Below are 17,152 nucleotides of genomic sequence, written 5' to 3'. Positions count from 1 at the left end.
GGAGATAGAGTATGAAAAATGCTGAAGAAAATAACAATTACAGAATTGCAGTTCCTTCAGCATTTGAAACTGTTTTTTCTCATTTTTACTTCGCCGAAAATAAAACTTCACTTCCAATAACTAAAACATTATTACCGAGTTTTCAAACTATTTTGGTTTTTAACTTCGGAACAAAATCATCGTTAAAATCGAATCAAAATAGTATTCTTGAAGTTGAAAAATGCATTGTTCTAGGACCAATAAAACATGCTTTTAGCTATACTTTAGAACCAAATTCAGAGATTTTAGTGGCTAATTTCAAAGAAGATGCTTTCTATAGATTCTTTGGAAATGCACTTTTTGACTCATTGCCCATTCATCCAGATGATTTAATAAATGAAAATTGTTTTACTCTTTTATGGGAAGATCTTCAAAAGCTTTCTGATACGAAAGAACGTGTCGATTATATCTTAAATTTCTGCAAGCCTTATTTAAGAGAACAAAATGCAATTACAATGCTTTTAAAGGATGTTCAGGATGAGAATTTAGATCCTATTAAAGTGATCGCTTCGCAGATAAATCAGACGGAAAGAAATATTCAGCTTCACCAAAAAAAGATTTTTGGTTATACCATTAAAGAAATCAATCGCTATGATCGGTTTTTAAAAACAGTCAATCAAATACATCAAAATATACTTAACGATTCAAAAACGGATTGGCTGACGATTGTGGATCAATTTGGTTATTATGATCAAAGTCAGCTTATTCATGATTTTAAATATTACATGAATATCTCACCAACAAAATTCCTGAAATTCCAGAGCGATATCTGCAGCTCAAAAGGATAATTATAGCGATTTCGTTTTCTTACAATTGTTGCCAAAAGCTTCGTTTTACATTTGTCATGTTCAATCTTAAAAATAGAAAACATGAAAAATTTAATTATTTACGCACATCCAAATCAAGCAAGTTTAAATTATTTTTTTAAACAAACAGTTTTAGAAAGTCTTCAGGAATCTGGACAAGAAGTTATTGTTCGTGATTTAAATATAATGAATTTTAATCCGGTTTTATCTCTCGAAGATATGAACGGACAAAGGATGGGAAAGGTTAGCGCTGATGTAAAAACAGAACAAGATTTTATTAGCTGGACAGATCGAATTATTTTTATTTACCCAATTTGGTGGACAGGAATGCCGGCAATTATGAAAGGTTATATTGATCGCGTTTTTAGTTACGGATTTGCTTATCGATACGATCAAGGCATTCAGAAAGGCTTGCTAACCGCAAAACAGACTATTATCATAAATTCTCACGGAAAATCGAATGCTGAATATGAGGCCATGGGAATGGATAAAGCCTTGGTTTTAACTTCAGACACTGGGATTTTTAACTATTGCGGATTAGAAATCAAAAAGCATTTTTATTTTGATAAAGCAGATAGAGCTTCGGCAGAAAATATTTCAGAATGGGAAGATCAAATTAAATTGGCTTTTAAATTCAAAGATGAAGTCTCTGTTGTTGGATAGAATTTATTTTAAAATAAAATGTAGAAAATGTAAAAATGATTTGTCGTGAATCAAGATTTTAAATTGACAGCAAATTATGGAAGATTGATGGTTTTGTAGCGTTTTTTATCTTAAATTTGGTTATATACTTTTATTGAAAGCTTAACTAAATCTAATTTAATGACTTATGAGAAAAATCTACTTTATTTGCTTCCTTCTTATGATGAATATTCTTTTTTCTCAAAAGAAGGATAAATTAACTCCAATAGAGGTTTATGAAAAAGTATGGCAAGAGCACAATAGTGATGCAAGGTTAAAATTAATTAAAACAATTTGGCTCGAAGACAGTACTTTTGAAGATCCTTCTGCATCAATAAAAGGATCGGTGGCATTTAATAATGTGGTCAATGAATTTTATAAAAAATTTCCTGATGCAGTATTAATTTCGGGACCAAAAGTTACGAAAGATAATTATGTGAGCTGGGATTGGAAAATTCAAGATTCAAAAAACAAACTTATAATGAGAGGACGTGAGTTTGCCAGATTAAATGGCAAAGGTCAAGTAAGTAAAATTATTAGTTTTTGGAATTCGGAAGTTAGTTTAACTGAATCTGAAATTTTACAAAATTTAGAAAATGATAATTATAAAGTTGTAGCAAAATATTTTGAATCTCTTTTTAAGACTAGAGATTTTACTGGAATAGCATCTATAATTGAGGAAGGAGCAATTTACAGTCAAGCTGAAGGATTGCCGTACGGAGGAACTTATGTAGGTTTTAATGAGTGGACAAAGATGTATACAAAATCTAGTGAGTTTTTTGATTTAGAAATAGAAAAAGAACCAACTTATTTTAGCAATGCAGCAAAAAATGAAGTGATTATTTATTTCACCATAAAATGCAAAGCAAAAAAATCTGGGAAAACACTTTCAATGCCAATTTCAGAACATTTTGATTTAAAAAATGGAAAAATAACTGCAATCAGACCATTTTATTTTGATACCAAACAATTTGCAGAATTTTTAAAAAGCAGAAAATAATATGTAATCATAATTACATTGATTTTCCTATTTTGACACTAAATATATTTATATAGGTAAAACAACACAACAGGCTTTTCAATTTTGAAAAGCCTGTTGTGTTGTTTTAGAATTCCAGTTTTAATTGTTCGGGTAAAAGTCTAAAACTCATTCTATGGTATTTTGTCGTGCCATATTTTTGAATAGCTTCACGATGCTCTTTTGTGGGATAGCCTTTATTCTGTCTCCAATTATACATTGGAAATTCTTCGTGAATTTGATCCATATATTCGTCTCGATAGGTTTTTGCCAAAATGGAAGCAGCTGCAATGCTCAAAAATTTTGCGTCACCTTTTATAATACTTTGATTTGGTATCGATTTTAACAGTTCGATTTCTTCGACAGAAAATTGTTTTCCAAAACTATTTTTTAAACCTAATTTCGCGTTCAACGATCGGTTTCCGTCTACAATAATATATTCAGGAACATGTTTTAGTTTTAAAATACATTCCTGCATTCCTTTCATCGAGGCATTCAAAATATTTATTTCATCAATTTCATCAGGAAATAAATGAGTAACTGAAAAGCAAACGGCATGTTGTTCGATAATTGGTTTTAATTGAAATCTTATTTTTTCAGATAATTGTTTACTGTCAGTTAAAACTTCATGTTCAAAATCTGCCGGCAGCATTATAGCTGCGGCAGTTACAGGCCCGGCAAGACAGCCACGGCCAGCTTCATCTGTTCCAGTTTCTAAAATAAATCCAGAAAAATTTCTTTCAAGCATTTATGTTGAATTTTTTAATTGACAAATATTAAAAATTTTCTTCTAAATCAACAATGATTAACAAATGAAATTATTTGATTTAGCAAAAATCAAGCAAAAGCAAGAGTTTTTAGAAAATTTCAATTCACTCTTAATAGATTTTAATATGTTTTCAACATAAAATTCAAATCATTTTGATTTTGCTGTCAAATTTCAAATTATTTTTCATGTTTTAAGTTCAAAAAATAAGGCATTATCGCTAAAGATTTAACTGTATAATTAGTTTTTTTGTCAGAGTTTTTAAATTTTATCTTAATAAAATTTATTCGGCATATTTTTTTTTTGGTTTTTTTAAACCAAATCAATCAAAGGAAAACAAAAATCAATGTTTTTCTGAGATTTTAAGCTTGGTTTTATCAAAACCTCAAAAAAGTCGGTTATTTTAATGAAGTTGATAAAAGTAGTCGACTTTTTTTATCGGTTTAATTAGATGAATTTTTAAAATGTTAAAATTGTTTAACATTTTAATAGAGGCAAAAATAATTTTAAGATTAAAATAGAATGAAAAATAGTGTTAAATTTTATATTTAGTTAGATTTTTAAGGGATATATTAAGGTTTTGTTAATAATCTAAAGAAAATTTAAATTGAAATAGTTTGTTATTTTAAGAAATAATTAAGATGTTTGTCGCATACTAATTCAAAATAAATTAAAATGAAATTAAAATTTAAATGGATTTTTACGCTTTTAGTAGCGTTGTCTATGCAGTTTTCTTTTGCTCAGGAGAGAACTGTAACTGGAAAGGTGTCTGACCAAACAGGCGTTATTCCAGGAGTTAATGTTCTTGTAAAAGGAACAAAAGTAAATACAGCAACTGACTTTGATGGAAGTTACTCTATTAAAGCAAAAACAGGTGATGTATTAGTTTTTTCATATGTAGGTATGAACAGCAAATCAGTAACTGTTGGTACTTCTAATACAGTAAGTGTCACTTTAGAGTCTGAAGCTCAGTTAATGAATGAGGTTGTGGTTGTAGGTTACGGTGTTCAGAAAAGAAAAGAAGTAACAGGTTCTATTTCTAAAATTGCTGGTAGTGACATTGCTAACTTAGTTACACCAAGTTTTGAAGGAGTATTAGCAGGTAGAGCTACGGGAGTTCAAGTTGTAACTAACTCAGGTATTGTGGGTGTTGCTCCAAAAATTAGAATTAGAGGTATTGCTTCTATCTCTAGTGGAACTGATCCTTTAATTGTTGTTGATGGTATGCCAATTCTTAGTGGAGATATTGGAGGTGTAGCAAATACAAATGGTTTAGCAGATATTAACCCTGCTGATATTGAATCATTTGATGTATTGAAAGATGGTGCTGCAACTGCAATTTACGGTTCTAGAGCTGCAAATGGAGTTATTTTGATTACAACTAAAAGTGGAAAAAAAGGAACTTTAAAAGTTAACTTTTCTAGTACTTTAGGTGTGGCTAGTGCTGCTAAAAAGTATGACTTATTACAAACTCCTGACTTTTTAGTAATTTCTAATGAAAAAAGAACTAATGCAGGACAAGCTCCTTGGGCTGTTGGTAGTGCATACAATACAGATTGGCAAAGTGCAGTTTTAAGAAATGCTCCTCAATCAAATCATAATGTATCTTTTAGTGGTGGTTCTGATAAAACGAAATACTACTTGTCATTAGGATTAACAGATCAAGAAGGTATTAATAAAGCTAATGATATGAAAAGATATTCTATCAGAGCTAATATCGATCAAGAAATCAATAAATGGTTAAGTATTGGGACAAATTTAAGTGTTACAAGAACAGAGTATAATGGATTAAATACAGGTGGTAGTTCACTTTCTGGTAATATTTTTAATACTACAAGACAGTTGCCTAACGTGCCAATTTATGATGCAAACAATCCAACAGGATATAACTTGACATTGCCATTAAGTACAAATACAGTTGGAAAATGGGATAATACAGATCCAGTAGGAGATAACATCACTAACATTGTTTATGTATTAGATCATAATAAATATTACTCTAAAGTAAATAGAACATTGGCAAATGTTTTTGCAAATGCAAAAATTACTTCAGACTTAAGTTATAAATTACAAGTAAGTTCTGATAATTCAATCACTGGTGGTTTCCAATATTGGAACCCAATTCATGGTGATGGACGTTCAAGAAATGGTGTTTTATTAAATGATAACACTGAATATTTAAGATGGAACTGGCAAAATATTTTGAACTACAAGCATACTTTCGCTGAAAATCATAATTTAGCTGTTACAGGTGTTGCTGAATATCAAAAACAAAAATATCAGTATTTCTTTGGACAAGGAACAGATTTATTAAGTGATTTTTACGATCAAAACCTTGTAACAAACTCATATTCTACTAAGGATTCTGGAGGATCTGTTACAGAAAATGGTATTATTTCTTATTTAGGACGTTTTACTTATAACTTTAAAGAGAAATATTTTATTCAAGCTTCTATCAGACGAGATGGTATCTCAAAATTAAGTGCTGATACAAGATGGAATAATTTCCCTGGAGTTTCTGCAGGTTGGACTGTTTCTAAAGAAAGCTTTATGGAAGGAATTAGTAATGTAGTTTCTGATTTGAAATTTAGAGGTTCTTACTCTGAAGTAGGTAACACTGAAATTGGAAATTATCCTTATTTAGGTTTAACTATTAGTTCGCCTTATGGTTCATTAAATGGAATTGGTTACTCTCAATTTGGAAATGACCAACTTCAATGGGAATCAAGTGCTAAAATTGATTTTGGTGCTGATTTAGGGTTGTTTAATAACCGCTTAACTTTAGCTTTTGATTATTATAGAAATAATATCGATAAATTAATCTTAGCTGTACCAACTTCACCATCATTAGGTGTTCCTTTTAATACTATCAATAAAAATATTGGTAAATTGTATAATCAAGGTTATGAGTTTGCTGTAAGCTTCAAAGCAATTAACAATGCAAATTTCACTTGGGATGTATCATCTAATTTAACTTTATCTAAAAACGTAGTTACTAGTGTTTTTAACGGTCAAGATATTATTGGTGGTTCTTCTACAGATACAAATATTGCTCCAAACATCATTATTAGAGAAGGTGAGTCTATGAACTCTTTATATGGATTTAAATATTGGGGAGTAAATAAAGCAAATGGTAATCCTGTTTATTATAAAGCAGATGGTTCTTTGGTACAAGGTCGTATTGGTGTAGGAACTTATGCTGTTTTTAATCCTGCAGACCCTACAAATGTTGCTACAGCATCTAGCTTAAGTGCTGCAACTGATAAAGTTGTTTTAGGTAATACTTTACCAACTTATTACGGATCTTTTTCTTCTAACATGAAATACAAAAATCTTGATTTAGGTTTTATGTTTAGATTTAGTGGTGGAAATAAAATTTTCAACAGTACTAGAAGAGAGTTAATGAACCAAAACTTTAATAATAACGGAACTGAAATTTTAGGAAGATGGCAAAGTGTTGACAATCCTGGAGATGGATGGACACCAAAATTATATGCTAGTTCTAATACCTTTACAAACCTTTCAGGAAATGCAAGTTCACGTTTTGTTGAAGATGGAGATTTTATCTCACTTGATAATATTAGTTTAGGATATACTTTACCAAAAATCTTAATGGATAAACTTAAAGTTGATAACTTTAGATTATTTGTTCAAGCACAAAATGTTTGGTTAATCACTGATTACAAAGGTATCAATCCTGAAATGGAAACTTCTGGGGTAGACATTAACGGTACTCCTCGTTCTAAAGTGATATCAATGGGAATAAATGTAAGTTTATAAAAAAACATATGAAAAATTTAATAAAAACAATTTTGCTTTCTGTAGTTGTATTCGGGATGAATTCATGTACAGAAGAAAAAATACTGGATTTGACTCCAGTAAATAACATCTCTGATAAAGATGCCTTTTCGACTGCATCATTAGTGGAGTCTTATATGAATGGTGTGTATAACGCAGCTGCAATTGGTACTTATAATAGTGGTACTTCAAATGGTGGTAGAGGTTATGTTTGGGGAGCTGCTTTCGTAGAGCAAGGTGAAGCTAGAGGAGAAGATGTTGTAAATACAGCTACTTTCTACCAGTTAACTTATGAAGGAACTTATGATCCAACAACAGCTAATAATGTTTATTACTGGGTTGATGGTTACAGATTAATCAACAGATGTAATTTAATGATTGAAGGTGTTAATGATGCTGTATCAAAAGGTGTTATTACTGCTGCTGCTGGTAATGATTATATTGGGCAAGCTAAATTTTTAAGAGCAATTACTCACTTTGAATTACTAACTTATTTTGCAAGACCTTACAATTTTACTGCAGGTGCAACACATCCTGGTATTCCTTATAGAGAAGTAGGTGTTAATACTCAGACTGAGATTGATGCTGAAGCTCTTAAACCAAGAAATACTGTAGCTGAGTGTTATGCAAAAGTTTTAGCTGACTTAAATGATGCTGAAAGTTTAATAGCTTCAAATGGTATTACAGGTGGTAGAGTAGTTGCTAAAGCAACAAAATCTGCTGCAATAGCTTTTAAAACTAGAGTATATCTTCATAAGAGAGACTGGGCAAACGTAATTACTGAAGGAACAAAATTAAATGGTGTTTATTCTTTGACTGCGGATCCAGCTACTCCTTTCGTATTAGCGAGCAACTTAACTAACTCAGAATCTATATTCTCTATTCAACATTCTTCTACTGCTAACCCAGGAGTAAATGCTGCTTTGGCAAGTATCTTGAAAAATAGATTATTAGTTACAATTAGTCCAATTATCTGGAGAGATCCAAGTTGGTTAGCTACTGATAAAAGAAGAGAAGAAGGTAAATTAATTGTTACTGCTTCTGGTAGAAAATACACAAATAAATACACTGATATTACTAACTCAACTGATGCTGCACCAGTTATCAGATATGCAGAGGTAGTATTGAATATGGCAGAAGCTCAAGCTCGTTTATCTAATTTGCCTGGAGCTTTGACTTTGTTAAACTCTGTAAGAAATAGATCTTTAGCGGCTCCCGCTACTGAGGCTTACACAACAGCTTCTTTCACTACAAACGCTACTATGGTTGCTGCTATTTTGAAAGAAAGAAGAATTGAATTCTTATGTGAGGGTCGCAGATGGTCTGATATTCACAGATTACAAGGTGATGATCTTGCTCCTATTAATGGTATTCCTGCAAAAGTTGCTAATGCTAATCCAGCTGCTGCATTATTTACACTAGGAACAGCTTATCCAGGTCCTTACGGAGTTGCAGCTATTCCTGCTACAGATAAAAGATTCTTATGGCCAATACCTCAAATTGAAATGAATACAAATCCAGGATTAGGACAAAACCCTGACTGGTAGAATAAAAATAAATATTTTGATTTTTTTAAAACCCTCAATCACTTTTTGATTGGGGGTTTTGTTATTTAAATAGAATTGTCTCGAAAAACTTCTCAATCATAATGATTTGTTTTTTTATACGTTTTTATCTTTTACCTTTGCTTGACTAATTTTGTCGAATATAATTTACATATAAAGCTGTCAAATGAGAATACTCTTTTTTCTATATCTATTAATAGTGCCTGCCTTACTGTTTTCTCAAGAAAAAAATACTTCTAAAAGTAATTTGGATATGAATACAAAATATTCAAGTATAACTGATACTTTAAAAAAGAAAAAAGCATTAGTAGCTAAGATTGATCAGTATCAAATTATTACTTTAGAGCATGATACAACTTATGTAGATACATCTTTGACATTAAAAAGTGCTTACAAACAAAACTATCTTCGAAAAGATAATTTCGGACTTTTGCCTTTTTCTAATATTGGACAAACATATAATACATTGCAATACAGTTTAACCAGTTTTTCTCCATACCCAGAAATTGGATTTTCAGGAAAACATTTTGATTATATGCAGGCTAGTGATATTCGATATTATTCAGTAGCAACTCCTTTGACAGAATTATTTTTTAATACTACGATTAATAAAGGTCAAAATGTCGACTCATTCATTACTTTAAATACGTCTAAAAATCTTAATTTTTCTGTTGCTTACAGAGGATTACGTTCAGAAGGAGATTATATAAATCAATTAGTCAGTGTAGGTAATTTTAGGTTTACTACGAGTTACGCCACTACAGATAAAAGATATATTTTAAATGCCCATGTAACGTTTCAAGATATTACAAATGAGGAAAATGGCGGAATTACAACGCCTGAAAATTTTGAAAGCGATGATCCCGATTATAAAAACCGTCAGCGACTGCAAGTGTTTTTGACAGATGCCACGTCACTTTTAAAAGGCAGACGTTTCTTTTTTGACCACGCTTTCAGAATAAATCCAAAAGATGCGAGTAATAATTTGTATGTAACACACCAGTTTAATTATGAATATAAATATTACGAATATAAACAGCCAACGGTACTTTCTAGTGTGGGCAATAATTCTTTAGTACAACGTTTTGGAGAATCATATGTTACTAGTAATATAAGCGATGAAACTCGATTTGAAAAACTATATAATAAAGTTGGCCTAGCTTATGAAAATTCTCTTTTAGGAAAATTTAATTTCTTTGTCGACGATTATAGATCCAATTATAAATACGAAAGAATTATCGTAAATAAAGATGGAACAGCAATTCCTGATAATTTATTTCTTCAGATTAATAATTTTGGCGGACAGTATGAATATCAGAAAAATAAATGGAATGGCCGATTTTTATACACAAGATCAATCACAAATCAATCCCTTTCGGATTTAGATGCAAAATTAAGATATGACTTAAATGAGAAAATTCAATTTGATTTTAGATATCGAAATGTAAACAAACTGCCGAACAATAATTATAATTTGTATCAGAGCAGTTATGTAAAGTACAATTGGTCAAACAATTTCAAAAATGAAAAAATCAATCAGTTAAGTGCTAATGTATTTACACCTTGGTTAAATGCCGAAGTTCAGTATTCTGTTTTAAAAGATCATTTGTATTTTAAAGATGTTTCAGATGCTGACGAAATTGCAGCTTATACTCAAATTATAAAACCAGAACAATATGGAAATGTAATTAATTATTTTTCTATAAAAGCTAGCAGAGAATTTAAATTTGGCGCATTTGCTTTAGATAATACATTGCTGTATCAAAAAGTAGATCAATCAGATTTGATTTTGAATGTTCCAGATTTTGTGACAAGAAATACTTTTTATTATTCAAGTTATTTTTTCAAAAAAGCACTTTATATGCAAACTGGAATTGTTTTTAATTATTTTACGAAATATTACGGAAACGATTATAATCCGGTGATTGGAGAATTTTTTGTCCAAGAGAAAAAAGAAATCGGAAATTATCCTTTATTTGATGTTTTCGTAAATGCAAGAATTCGTCAAACTCGTTTTTATTTAAAAGCTGAACATATAAATGCTCTTTTTTCTAAAAGCGATTATTATGCGGCGCCTAACAATCCGTATCGTGATTTTGTCATTCGATTTGGTTTAGTTTGGAATTTCTTCCAATAAAATCAAACACTATTTAAGCTTAAACCAAATATTAAAATTAAAATAAAAATGGACTTTTCAAAAAATATTTTAGAAACAATAGGTAATACACCGTTAGTAAAACTCAACAAAATTGTTGCTGAAATCGATGCGTTAGTATTAGCAAAAGTCGAAACTTTTAATCCAGGAAATTCTGTAAAAGACAGAATGGCCGTGAAAATGATCGAAGACGCAGAAGCTGACGGCAGATTAAAACCAGGGGGAACTATAATTGAAGGAACTTCTGGAAATACAGGTATGGGATTAGCTCTTGTTGCGATCATAAAAGGGTACAAATTAATCTGTGTGATTTCAGACAAGCAGTCTAAAGAAAAAATGGATATTTTGCGTGCGGTTGGAGCAAAAGTTGTTGTTTGTCCTACTGATGTTGAACCAACAGATCCAAGATCTTATTATTCTGTTTCTAAGCGCTTAGCATCTGAAACACCAAATTCTTGGTATGTAAATCAATATGATAATATGTCAAATTCATTGGCACATTACGAACAGACTGGACCGGAAATTTGGAAACAAACCGACGGTAAAATTACACATTTTGTTGTTGGAGTAGGAACAGGAGGAACAATTTCTGGTGTTGGAAAATATTTAAAAGAGAAAAATCCAAATATTAAAATTTGGGGAATTGATACGTATGGATCAGTTTTTAAGAAATACCATGAAACTGGAATTTTTGATGAAAATGAAATCTACTCCTATATTACAGAGGGAATTGGAGAAGATATTTTACCAAAAAATGTTGATTTTTCTTTAATTGATGGTTTTACAAAAGTAACGGATAAAGATGCCGCAGTTTATACTAGAAAGATCGCTCTTGAGGAAGCTATTTTTGTCGGAAATTCTGCTGGCGCATGTATAAAAGGTTTGTTACAGCTCAAAGAGCATTTTAAGCCAGATGATGTTGTGGTGGTTCTTTTTCATGATTCAGGAAGCCGTTATGTAGGGAAAATGTTTAATGATGACTGGATGCGCGAGCGTGGATTTTTAGAAGAAAATGTTACCAAAGCCGAAGATGTTATAAAAGATCATATCGATAAAGAATTAATTGTAGTGCGTACAGAAGAATTGGTTTCGCATGCAATTGAACGTATGCGTAAGTATAAAATTTCTCAGATTCCGGTTGTAGATATCAACGGATTTGTAGGTTCTGTTGATGAAACAGATTTGTTTAGAAGTTATGTTGCTGATAAAAATGTAGCCGAAAAACCAATTAAAGAAGTAATGGGGAAACCTTTCCCAATCGTAAAACTAGGAACTACGATCGAAGAGGTTTCGAAATTATTTACCAAAGAAAATGATGCAGTTTTAGTAGATCTAGGAAACGGAAAACATCATATTATTACAAAATATGATATTATTGGATCTATAAAATAATGCAATTTTTATAACTTTTTAAATCCATAAATCGGAGTTTTGAGACTTTGGTTTATGGATTTTTTATCTCATAAATAGTATAAAATAATGAATTTTACCGCTATAGATTTTGAAACTGCAACAGGATACCATCCTTGTTCTGTTGGAATAGTTACTGTTGAAAACGGAATTATTATTGATGAATTTGTTTCTTTAATTAAACCTCCAAATAACGAATATAATCCGTTTACGATCCAAGTTCACGGTATTTATCCTCGCGATACAGTTAATGCTAAATCATTTTCGCAGGTTTATCCGGAAATCGAAAAGAGATTACGAAATAGAGTTGTTGTTGCTCATAATGAAAGTTTCGATCGAAATGTGCTGATGAAATCGATGGCACTTTACGGGTTGTATTATGAAGATTTGAATATAGCACCAAAATGGGAGTGTACAGTTAAAATATATAAAGCAAAGGGATTAAAGCCTACAAAATTAAGCGATTGCTGTCGCGAAATGAAAATTCAGCTGAATCACCATGAAGCATTATCTGATGCTCGTGCTTGCGCCAAATTATATTTGATGCGCTAAAACTAATTATATAATGTAAGATTAATACTATTTTTTATTATTTTTAGGTTTTGTAAATCATTATTAAAATCCTAAAAATGAAAGAAGATTTTCTTCATTATCTCTGGAAATTCAAGAAGTTTGATACTTTGAATTTAAAAACCACTCAAGATGAGCAAATTACCATTATAAAAACCGGAGATTATTTAGAACTTGCAGGGCCTGATTTTTTTAATGCCCAAATTAAAATTGGAGATCAAAAATGGGCAGGAAATGTAGAAATTCATTTAAAATCTTCAGATTGGTATTTGCATCATCATGAAAAAGATATTGCATATCAGAGTGTCATTTTACATGTTGTTTGGGAACATGACACTGAAATATTCAGAGAAAACAATACAGAAATTCCGGTTTTAGTATTAAAAGATTTTGTCTCTTCTGATGTCATCAACAATTACAGTGCCTTAATGACTGCAAAATCATGGATCTTTTGTGAAAAACACCTTGTTGATATTGATGATTTTGTATTTAAAAATTGGCAGGAAAGATTGTTTTTTGAACGGCTGGAACGCAAATCAAAATTCATTTACGATTTACTTGAAGAAACAAATTCTGATTGGGAGGCAGTCTTATTTTGTTTATTAGCAAAGAATTTTGGACTAAATACAAATGGGAATTCTTTTTTGCAGATTGCGAAAGCCTTGCCGTTTTCGATTATTAGAAAAGAAAGTTTTGAAGTAGAAAATCTAGAAGCTTTATTTTTTGGAACATCCGGATTATTACAGAGTGAGAAAGAAGATGTTTATTTTACAGATTTAAAGTTTAGGTATTTTTTTCTGCTTCATAAGTATCAGCTAGAAAGATCTTATATAGAGCCAGTTCAGTTTTTTAAACATCGACCAGATAATTTTCCAACTATTCGGCTTTCGCAATTGGCGAATTTGTACCATAAGCATCAAAATTTATTTTCTAAAGTAATTCCTTTAAAGTCCGTTAAAAGTGTCTATGATTTGCTTGCAGTTTCTACTAGTTTGTATTGGCAGAATCATTATCAGTTTGATAAGGAAAGTCCGAAAAAGGCTAAATCTCTCTCTAAATCATTTTTAGATTTGATCATTTTGAATACTATAATTCCAGTTCAATTTGCTTATTCGAATAAGATGGGAGAATCAATGCCTGAGGATTTAATTACATTTATGACTGAAGTAGCGCCAGAGAAAAATGCGGTAATAGATAAGTTTGAATCGTTTGGAATTTCATCTAAAAATGCTTTTGAAACGCAAACTTTACTTGAGCTTAAAAATGAATATTGCAATCAAAAGGGATGTTTAAATTGTGCTTTAGGAATGGAATTGCTTAAGAACAATTAGCTAATTAGAAAATGGGTTGATTAGATAATTTTGTACTTTTGTCATCGTGAGCAAAATCGAACGACAAATATAAATCTAAATAAAAATGTCAGCAATTTTAAGACTTAAGTTTTTCTTTGAGAAATATGGATTTCATGTTTCATCTCGCCTAGCAGATAAACTCGGAATGCGGGTAACAAGTGTAAGATTATTTTTTATATACATTTCGTTTGTTACTGCAGGTTTAGGTTTTGGAGTTTATTTGACTTTAGCCTTTTGGATTCGCTTAAAAGATTTGATTCGCGCCAAAAGAACATCTGTTTTTGATTTATAAATAAATGATTAGATAATAAAAAGCCCCTTATTTTAATAAGGGGCTTTTCTATTCTTCTATTTTTTATTCTTCTATTTCTTGTGGTTTGTTTAGTTTTGCTCGTTTTTTACTGTAAGCAAAATAAACAACTATACCTATAGCTAACCATCCTAATGAAAGTAATTGAGCATCTAAACTCAAATTAATCATTAAATAAGTATTGATTGAAATACCACAAACTGCGATTAGTGGCAAAGCAGGTACTTTAAATGTTCTCGTTAATTGAGGTTGTTTCACTCTTAGAATCCAAACAGCTATACAAACCATTGTAAAAGCAAATAAGGTACCAAAACTTGTCATATCTGCTAATCTGTTAATCGGTGTAAAAGCTGCAACTATAGCAATAATCCCGCCTAAGATCATTAAATTGGTTTTTGGTGTTCCTGAAATTGGATTTACTTTAGAAAATACAGGAGGAATTAAACCATCTTTAGACATACCCAAGAAAATTCTTGATTGCCCCATAATCATTACCATTAATACAGAAATCAAACCAATAGTTGCGGCAACCGTAATTATAAAGCCAGCCCAAGGTTGCCCAGCAATATCAAATGCATATGCTACTGGAGCTTTTATAGCTTCTGGATATTTTCCTAGTGGATTAAAGTCTTGGTAATTCATCATTCCTGTTAAAACTAAAGAAACAAGAATGTATAATGTAGTACAAATTAATAATGAAGCAATAATAGCAAACGGAACATCTTTTTTAGGATTAATTGCCTCACCAGCTTGTGTAGAAACAGCATCAAAACCTACATAGGCAAAGAAAATTGCAGCAGCTCCCGAAACAATTCCTGCTATTCCGTAAGCATTATGAGTTGTTTCTTTTTCAACGATTTGTGTTGCTGCCGGAATGAACGGATGCCAGTTAGCAGTATTAATAAAGAAAAGACCTGCAACAATTACGAATATTACAGCAGAAACTTTAAGAATAACAATCATGTTATTTGCTTTTGCTGCGCTTTTTGTACCTTTTATAAGTAATGAAATAACTAAAATAACAATTAAAAAGGCGGGAAGATTCATTGAAAAACCTTCACCAGTATAACTTGCAGGGTCTGTTGTGAGCCATTCAGGAAGCTTAATATGAAACATTTTAAGTAATTTGTTAAAATATCCTGACCAGGAAACTGCTACCGTCATTGATCCCATTGCATACTCAAGGATAAGCCCCCAACCGATAATCCAGGCAAAAATTTCTCCAATTGTACCATATGCATAAGCATATGCAGAACCTTCAACAGGTAAAATTGAGGCAAACTCAGAATAACAAAGAGCAGCAAAAACACAGGCAATACCTGCAATGATGAATGAAAGTGCTAATGCTGGACCTGCATGATAATATGCACCTGTGCCAGTAAGAACAAAAATTCCTCCACCAATAATAGCTCCAACTCCAATGGCTGTTAGACTCCATTTACCTAGAACTCTTTTTAAATCACTTTTTTTCATATCAGCTTCAAAAGCTGAAATTGGTTTAACTCTCCAAATTGACATACTATTATATTGGTTTAATGTTATTAAGCTCCAAATGTATTGTTTTTTGTAAAAAATAAAAACAATTATATTGTTTTAAGTTACAAAATGTTTAAAATGTTCAGAAAAGTGCTGATAAATTATCTTTGAGCCCCCTAATTCATCAATTTAATTGAGGTTTATATTTAAAATGTATAATTCTCACAAAATACATTTTTCATAATACATTTCTTAATAAATTGTTTTAATTTCGTTTGTTTATGTTTTAAATTACGTTAGAAAATTTATGAAAATGAAAAATTTTAAAGAATTGAAATTGTATTTTAAATTTACAAGGCAACAGCGAACAGGAATTTTTTTACTTTTCTTGATTATTATCATTTTGCAGATTGTTTATTTTTTTGCAGATTTTAGCTTGCCTCAAAAAGCATTTCAAGAGAAAGAGAAATGGATGTCTTTGCAATCTGAGATCGATTCACTTCAAACTCTCAAATCTGAAATAAAACCAAAGGTATATTTATTTAATCCAAATTTTATTTCAGACTATAAAGGTTATAAACTTGGAATGTCTGTTCAGGAAATTGATAGACTGTTAGCATTTCGTAAAGAAAATAAATATGTAAATTCTGCTAGGGAATTTCAAGAGGTAACAAAAGTTTCAGATTCCTTATTAAAAGCCATTTCTCCATTTTTTAAATTCCCTGATTGGATTCAAAAAAAGAAAGAATTCGTCTCAGAGAAAAAAGATTATGTTCAAAAGATTAATTTTAAAAAAGAAAAGATTGTAATTTTAGATATTAATCAGGCAACTCAAGAAGATTTGATAAAAATTTATGGTGTGGGAGAAGCACTTTCAACACGAATACTAAAGCAGAAAGAAATTTTTGGAAGTTTTGTTTCGATGGAACAAATGAATGATATCTGGGGACTTTCGCCAGAAGTACTTACAGAATTAAATACTCATTTTAAGGCTGTATTACCTGCTAACTTTAGAAAAATAGCGATCAATGATGCTTCTTTAAAGGAATTATCACAGTTTCCTTATTTTAAATATGCATTAGCAAAACAAATTGTAACGTACAGGAGTATGAATGGAAATTTCACTAATATTGAGGATTTGTCAAAAATTAAAGGTTTTCCTGTTGAAAAAGCAAAAATAATTAGTTTATATTTGGAGTTCTAAAA

General features: G+C 30.8%; 13 protein-coding genes. 11 read left to right on the top strand and 2 right to left on the bottom strand.

Annotated features, from left to right (window positions below):
• Positions 1-11: 11 nt before the first annotated feature.
• The 3 genes from IR010_RS17585 to IR010_RS17575 all read left to right on the top strand — a co-directional run bounded on the left by IR010_RS17585 (position 12) and on the right by IR010_RS17575 (position 2,526).
• Positions 12-827: a DUF6597 domain-containing transcriptional factor gene (locus tag IR010_RS17585; RefSeq protein ID WP_194605646.1), complete on the top strand. Its 816-nt coding sequence runs from the start codon at positions 12-14 to the stop codon at positions 825-827.
• 81 nt (positions 828-908) lie between these two features.
• A complete protein-coding gene (locus tag IR010_RS17580) occupies positions 909-1,508 on the top strand; it encodes an NAD(P)H-dependent oxidoreductase (protein WP_194605644.1) in 600 nt (199 codons plus the stop codon).
• Positions 1,509-1,674: 166 nt separating this feature from the next.
• The gene (locus tag IR010_RS17575) at positions 1,675-2,526 is read left to right on the top strand and encodes a nuclear transport factor 2 family protein (RefSeq protein WP_194605642.1); all 852 of its coding nucleotides are present in this window, start codon (positions 1,675-1,677) and stop codon (positions 2,524-2,526) included.
• Between the two features lie 106 nt (positions 2,527-2,632).
• Here the strand turns inward: IR010_RS17575 and IR010_RS17570 are convergent, their stop codons facing one another.
• Complete coding sequence (locus tag IR010_RS17570) at positions 2,633-3,292, bottom strand: ribonuclease HII (RefSeq protein ID WP_194570671.1); 660 nt, start codon at positions 3,290-3,292, stop codon at positions 2,633-2,635.
• Positions 3,293-3,985: 693 nt separating this feature from the next.
• Here IR010_RS17570 and IR010_RS17565 point away from each other — a divergent pair.
• The 7 genes from IR010_RS17565 (at position 3,986) to IR010_RS17535 (ending at position 14,452) form a co-directional block, all read left to right on the top strand.
• Positions 3,986-7,090 (top strand): SusC/RagA family TonB-linked outer membrane protein, encoded by a 3,105-nt coding sequence (locus tag IR010_RS17565; RefSeq protein WP_194605639.1) that lies wholly within the window; start codon positions 3,986-3,988, stop codon positions 7,088-7,090.
• An 8-nt stretch (positions 7,091-7,098) separates the two neighbouring features.
• Positions 7,099-8,655 (top strand): RagB/SusD family nutrient uptake outer membrane protein, encoded by a 1,557-nt coding sequence (locus tag IR010_RS17560; RefSeq protein WP_194605637.1) that lies wholly within the window; start codon positions 7,099-7,101, stop codon positions 8,653-8,655.
• 184 nt (positions 8,656-8,839) lie between these two features.
• Entirely contained in the window at positions 8,840-10,810 is a 1,971-nt protein-coding gene (locus tag IR010_RS17555; protein ID WP_194605635.1) for a putative porin, read from the top strand.
• Between the two features lie 48 nt (positions 10,811-10,858).
• Positions 10,859-12,220, top strand: a complete 1,362-nt coding sequence (locus IR010_RS17550) for a pyridoxal-phosphate dependent enzyme (protein ID WP_029273435.1) — start codon at positions 10,859-10,861, stop codon at positions 12,218-12,220.
• An 87-nt stretch (positions 12,221-12,307) separates the two neighbouring features.
• A complete protein-coding gene (locus IR010_RS17545) occupies positions 12,308-12,790 on the top strand; it encodes a 3'-5' exonuclease (protein ID WP_029273436.1) in 483 nt (160 codons plus the stop codon).
• A 77-nt stretch (positions 12,791-12,867) separates the two neighbouring features.
• On the top strand, positions 12,868-14,139 hold the full coding sequence (locus IR010_RS17540) for a DUF2851 family protein (protein ID WP_194570753.1): 1,272 nt from the start codon (positions 12,868-12,870) through the stop codon (positions 14,137-14,139).
• 85 nt (positions 14,140-14,224) lie between these two features.
• Positions 14,225-14,452: a PspC family transcriptional regulator gene (locus tag IR010_RS17535; protein ID WP_029273438.1), complete on the top strand. Its 228-nt coding sequence runs from the start codon at positions 14,225-14,227 to the stop codon at positions 14,450-14,452.
• Between the two features lie 63 nt (positions 14,453-14,515).
• Here IR010_RS17535 and IR010_RS17530 read toward each other — a convergent pair whose 3' ends face one another.
• The gene (locus IR010_RS17530; protein ID WP_194570752.1) at positions 14,516-15,988 is read right to left on the bottom strand and encodes an APC family permease; all 1,473 of its coding nucleotides are present in this window, start codon (positions 15,986-15,988) and stop codon (positions 14,516-14,518) included.
• A gap of 265 nt (positions 15,989-16,253) precedes the next feature.
• On the opposite strand from IR010_RS17530, the gene IR010_RS17525 reads away from it, so the two are divergent.
• Positions 16,254-17,150 carry a ComEA family DNA-binding protein gene (locus IR010_RS17525; protein WP_194605633.1) on the top strand — a complete coding sequence of 299 codons (897 nt, stop codon included), beginning with the start codon at positions 16,254-16,256 and terminating at the stop codon, positions 17,148-17,150.
• Positions 17,151-17,152: the final 2 nt, after the last annotated feature.

This window comes from Flavobacterium sp. MR2016-29 (assembly GCF_015350695.1).
Lineage (GTDB): Bacteria > Bacteroidota > Bacteroidia > Flavobacteriales > Flavobacteriaceae > Flavobacterium.
The sequence above is the reverse complement of the archived record's forward strand: the minus strand, read 5'-3'. Positions and strand labels throughout refer to the sequence as shown.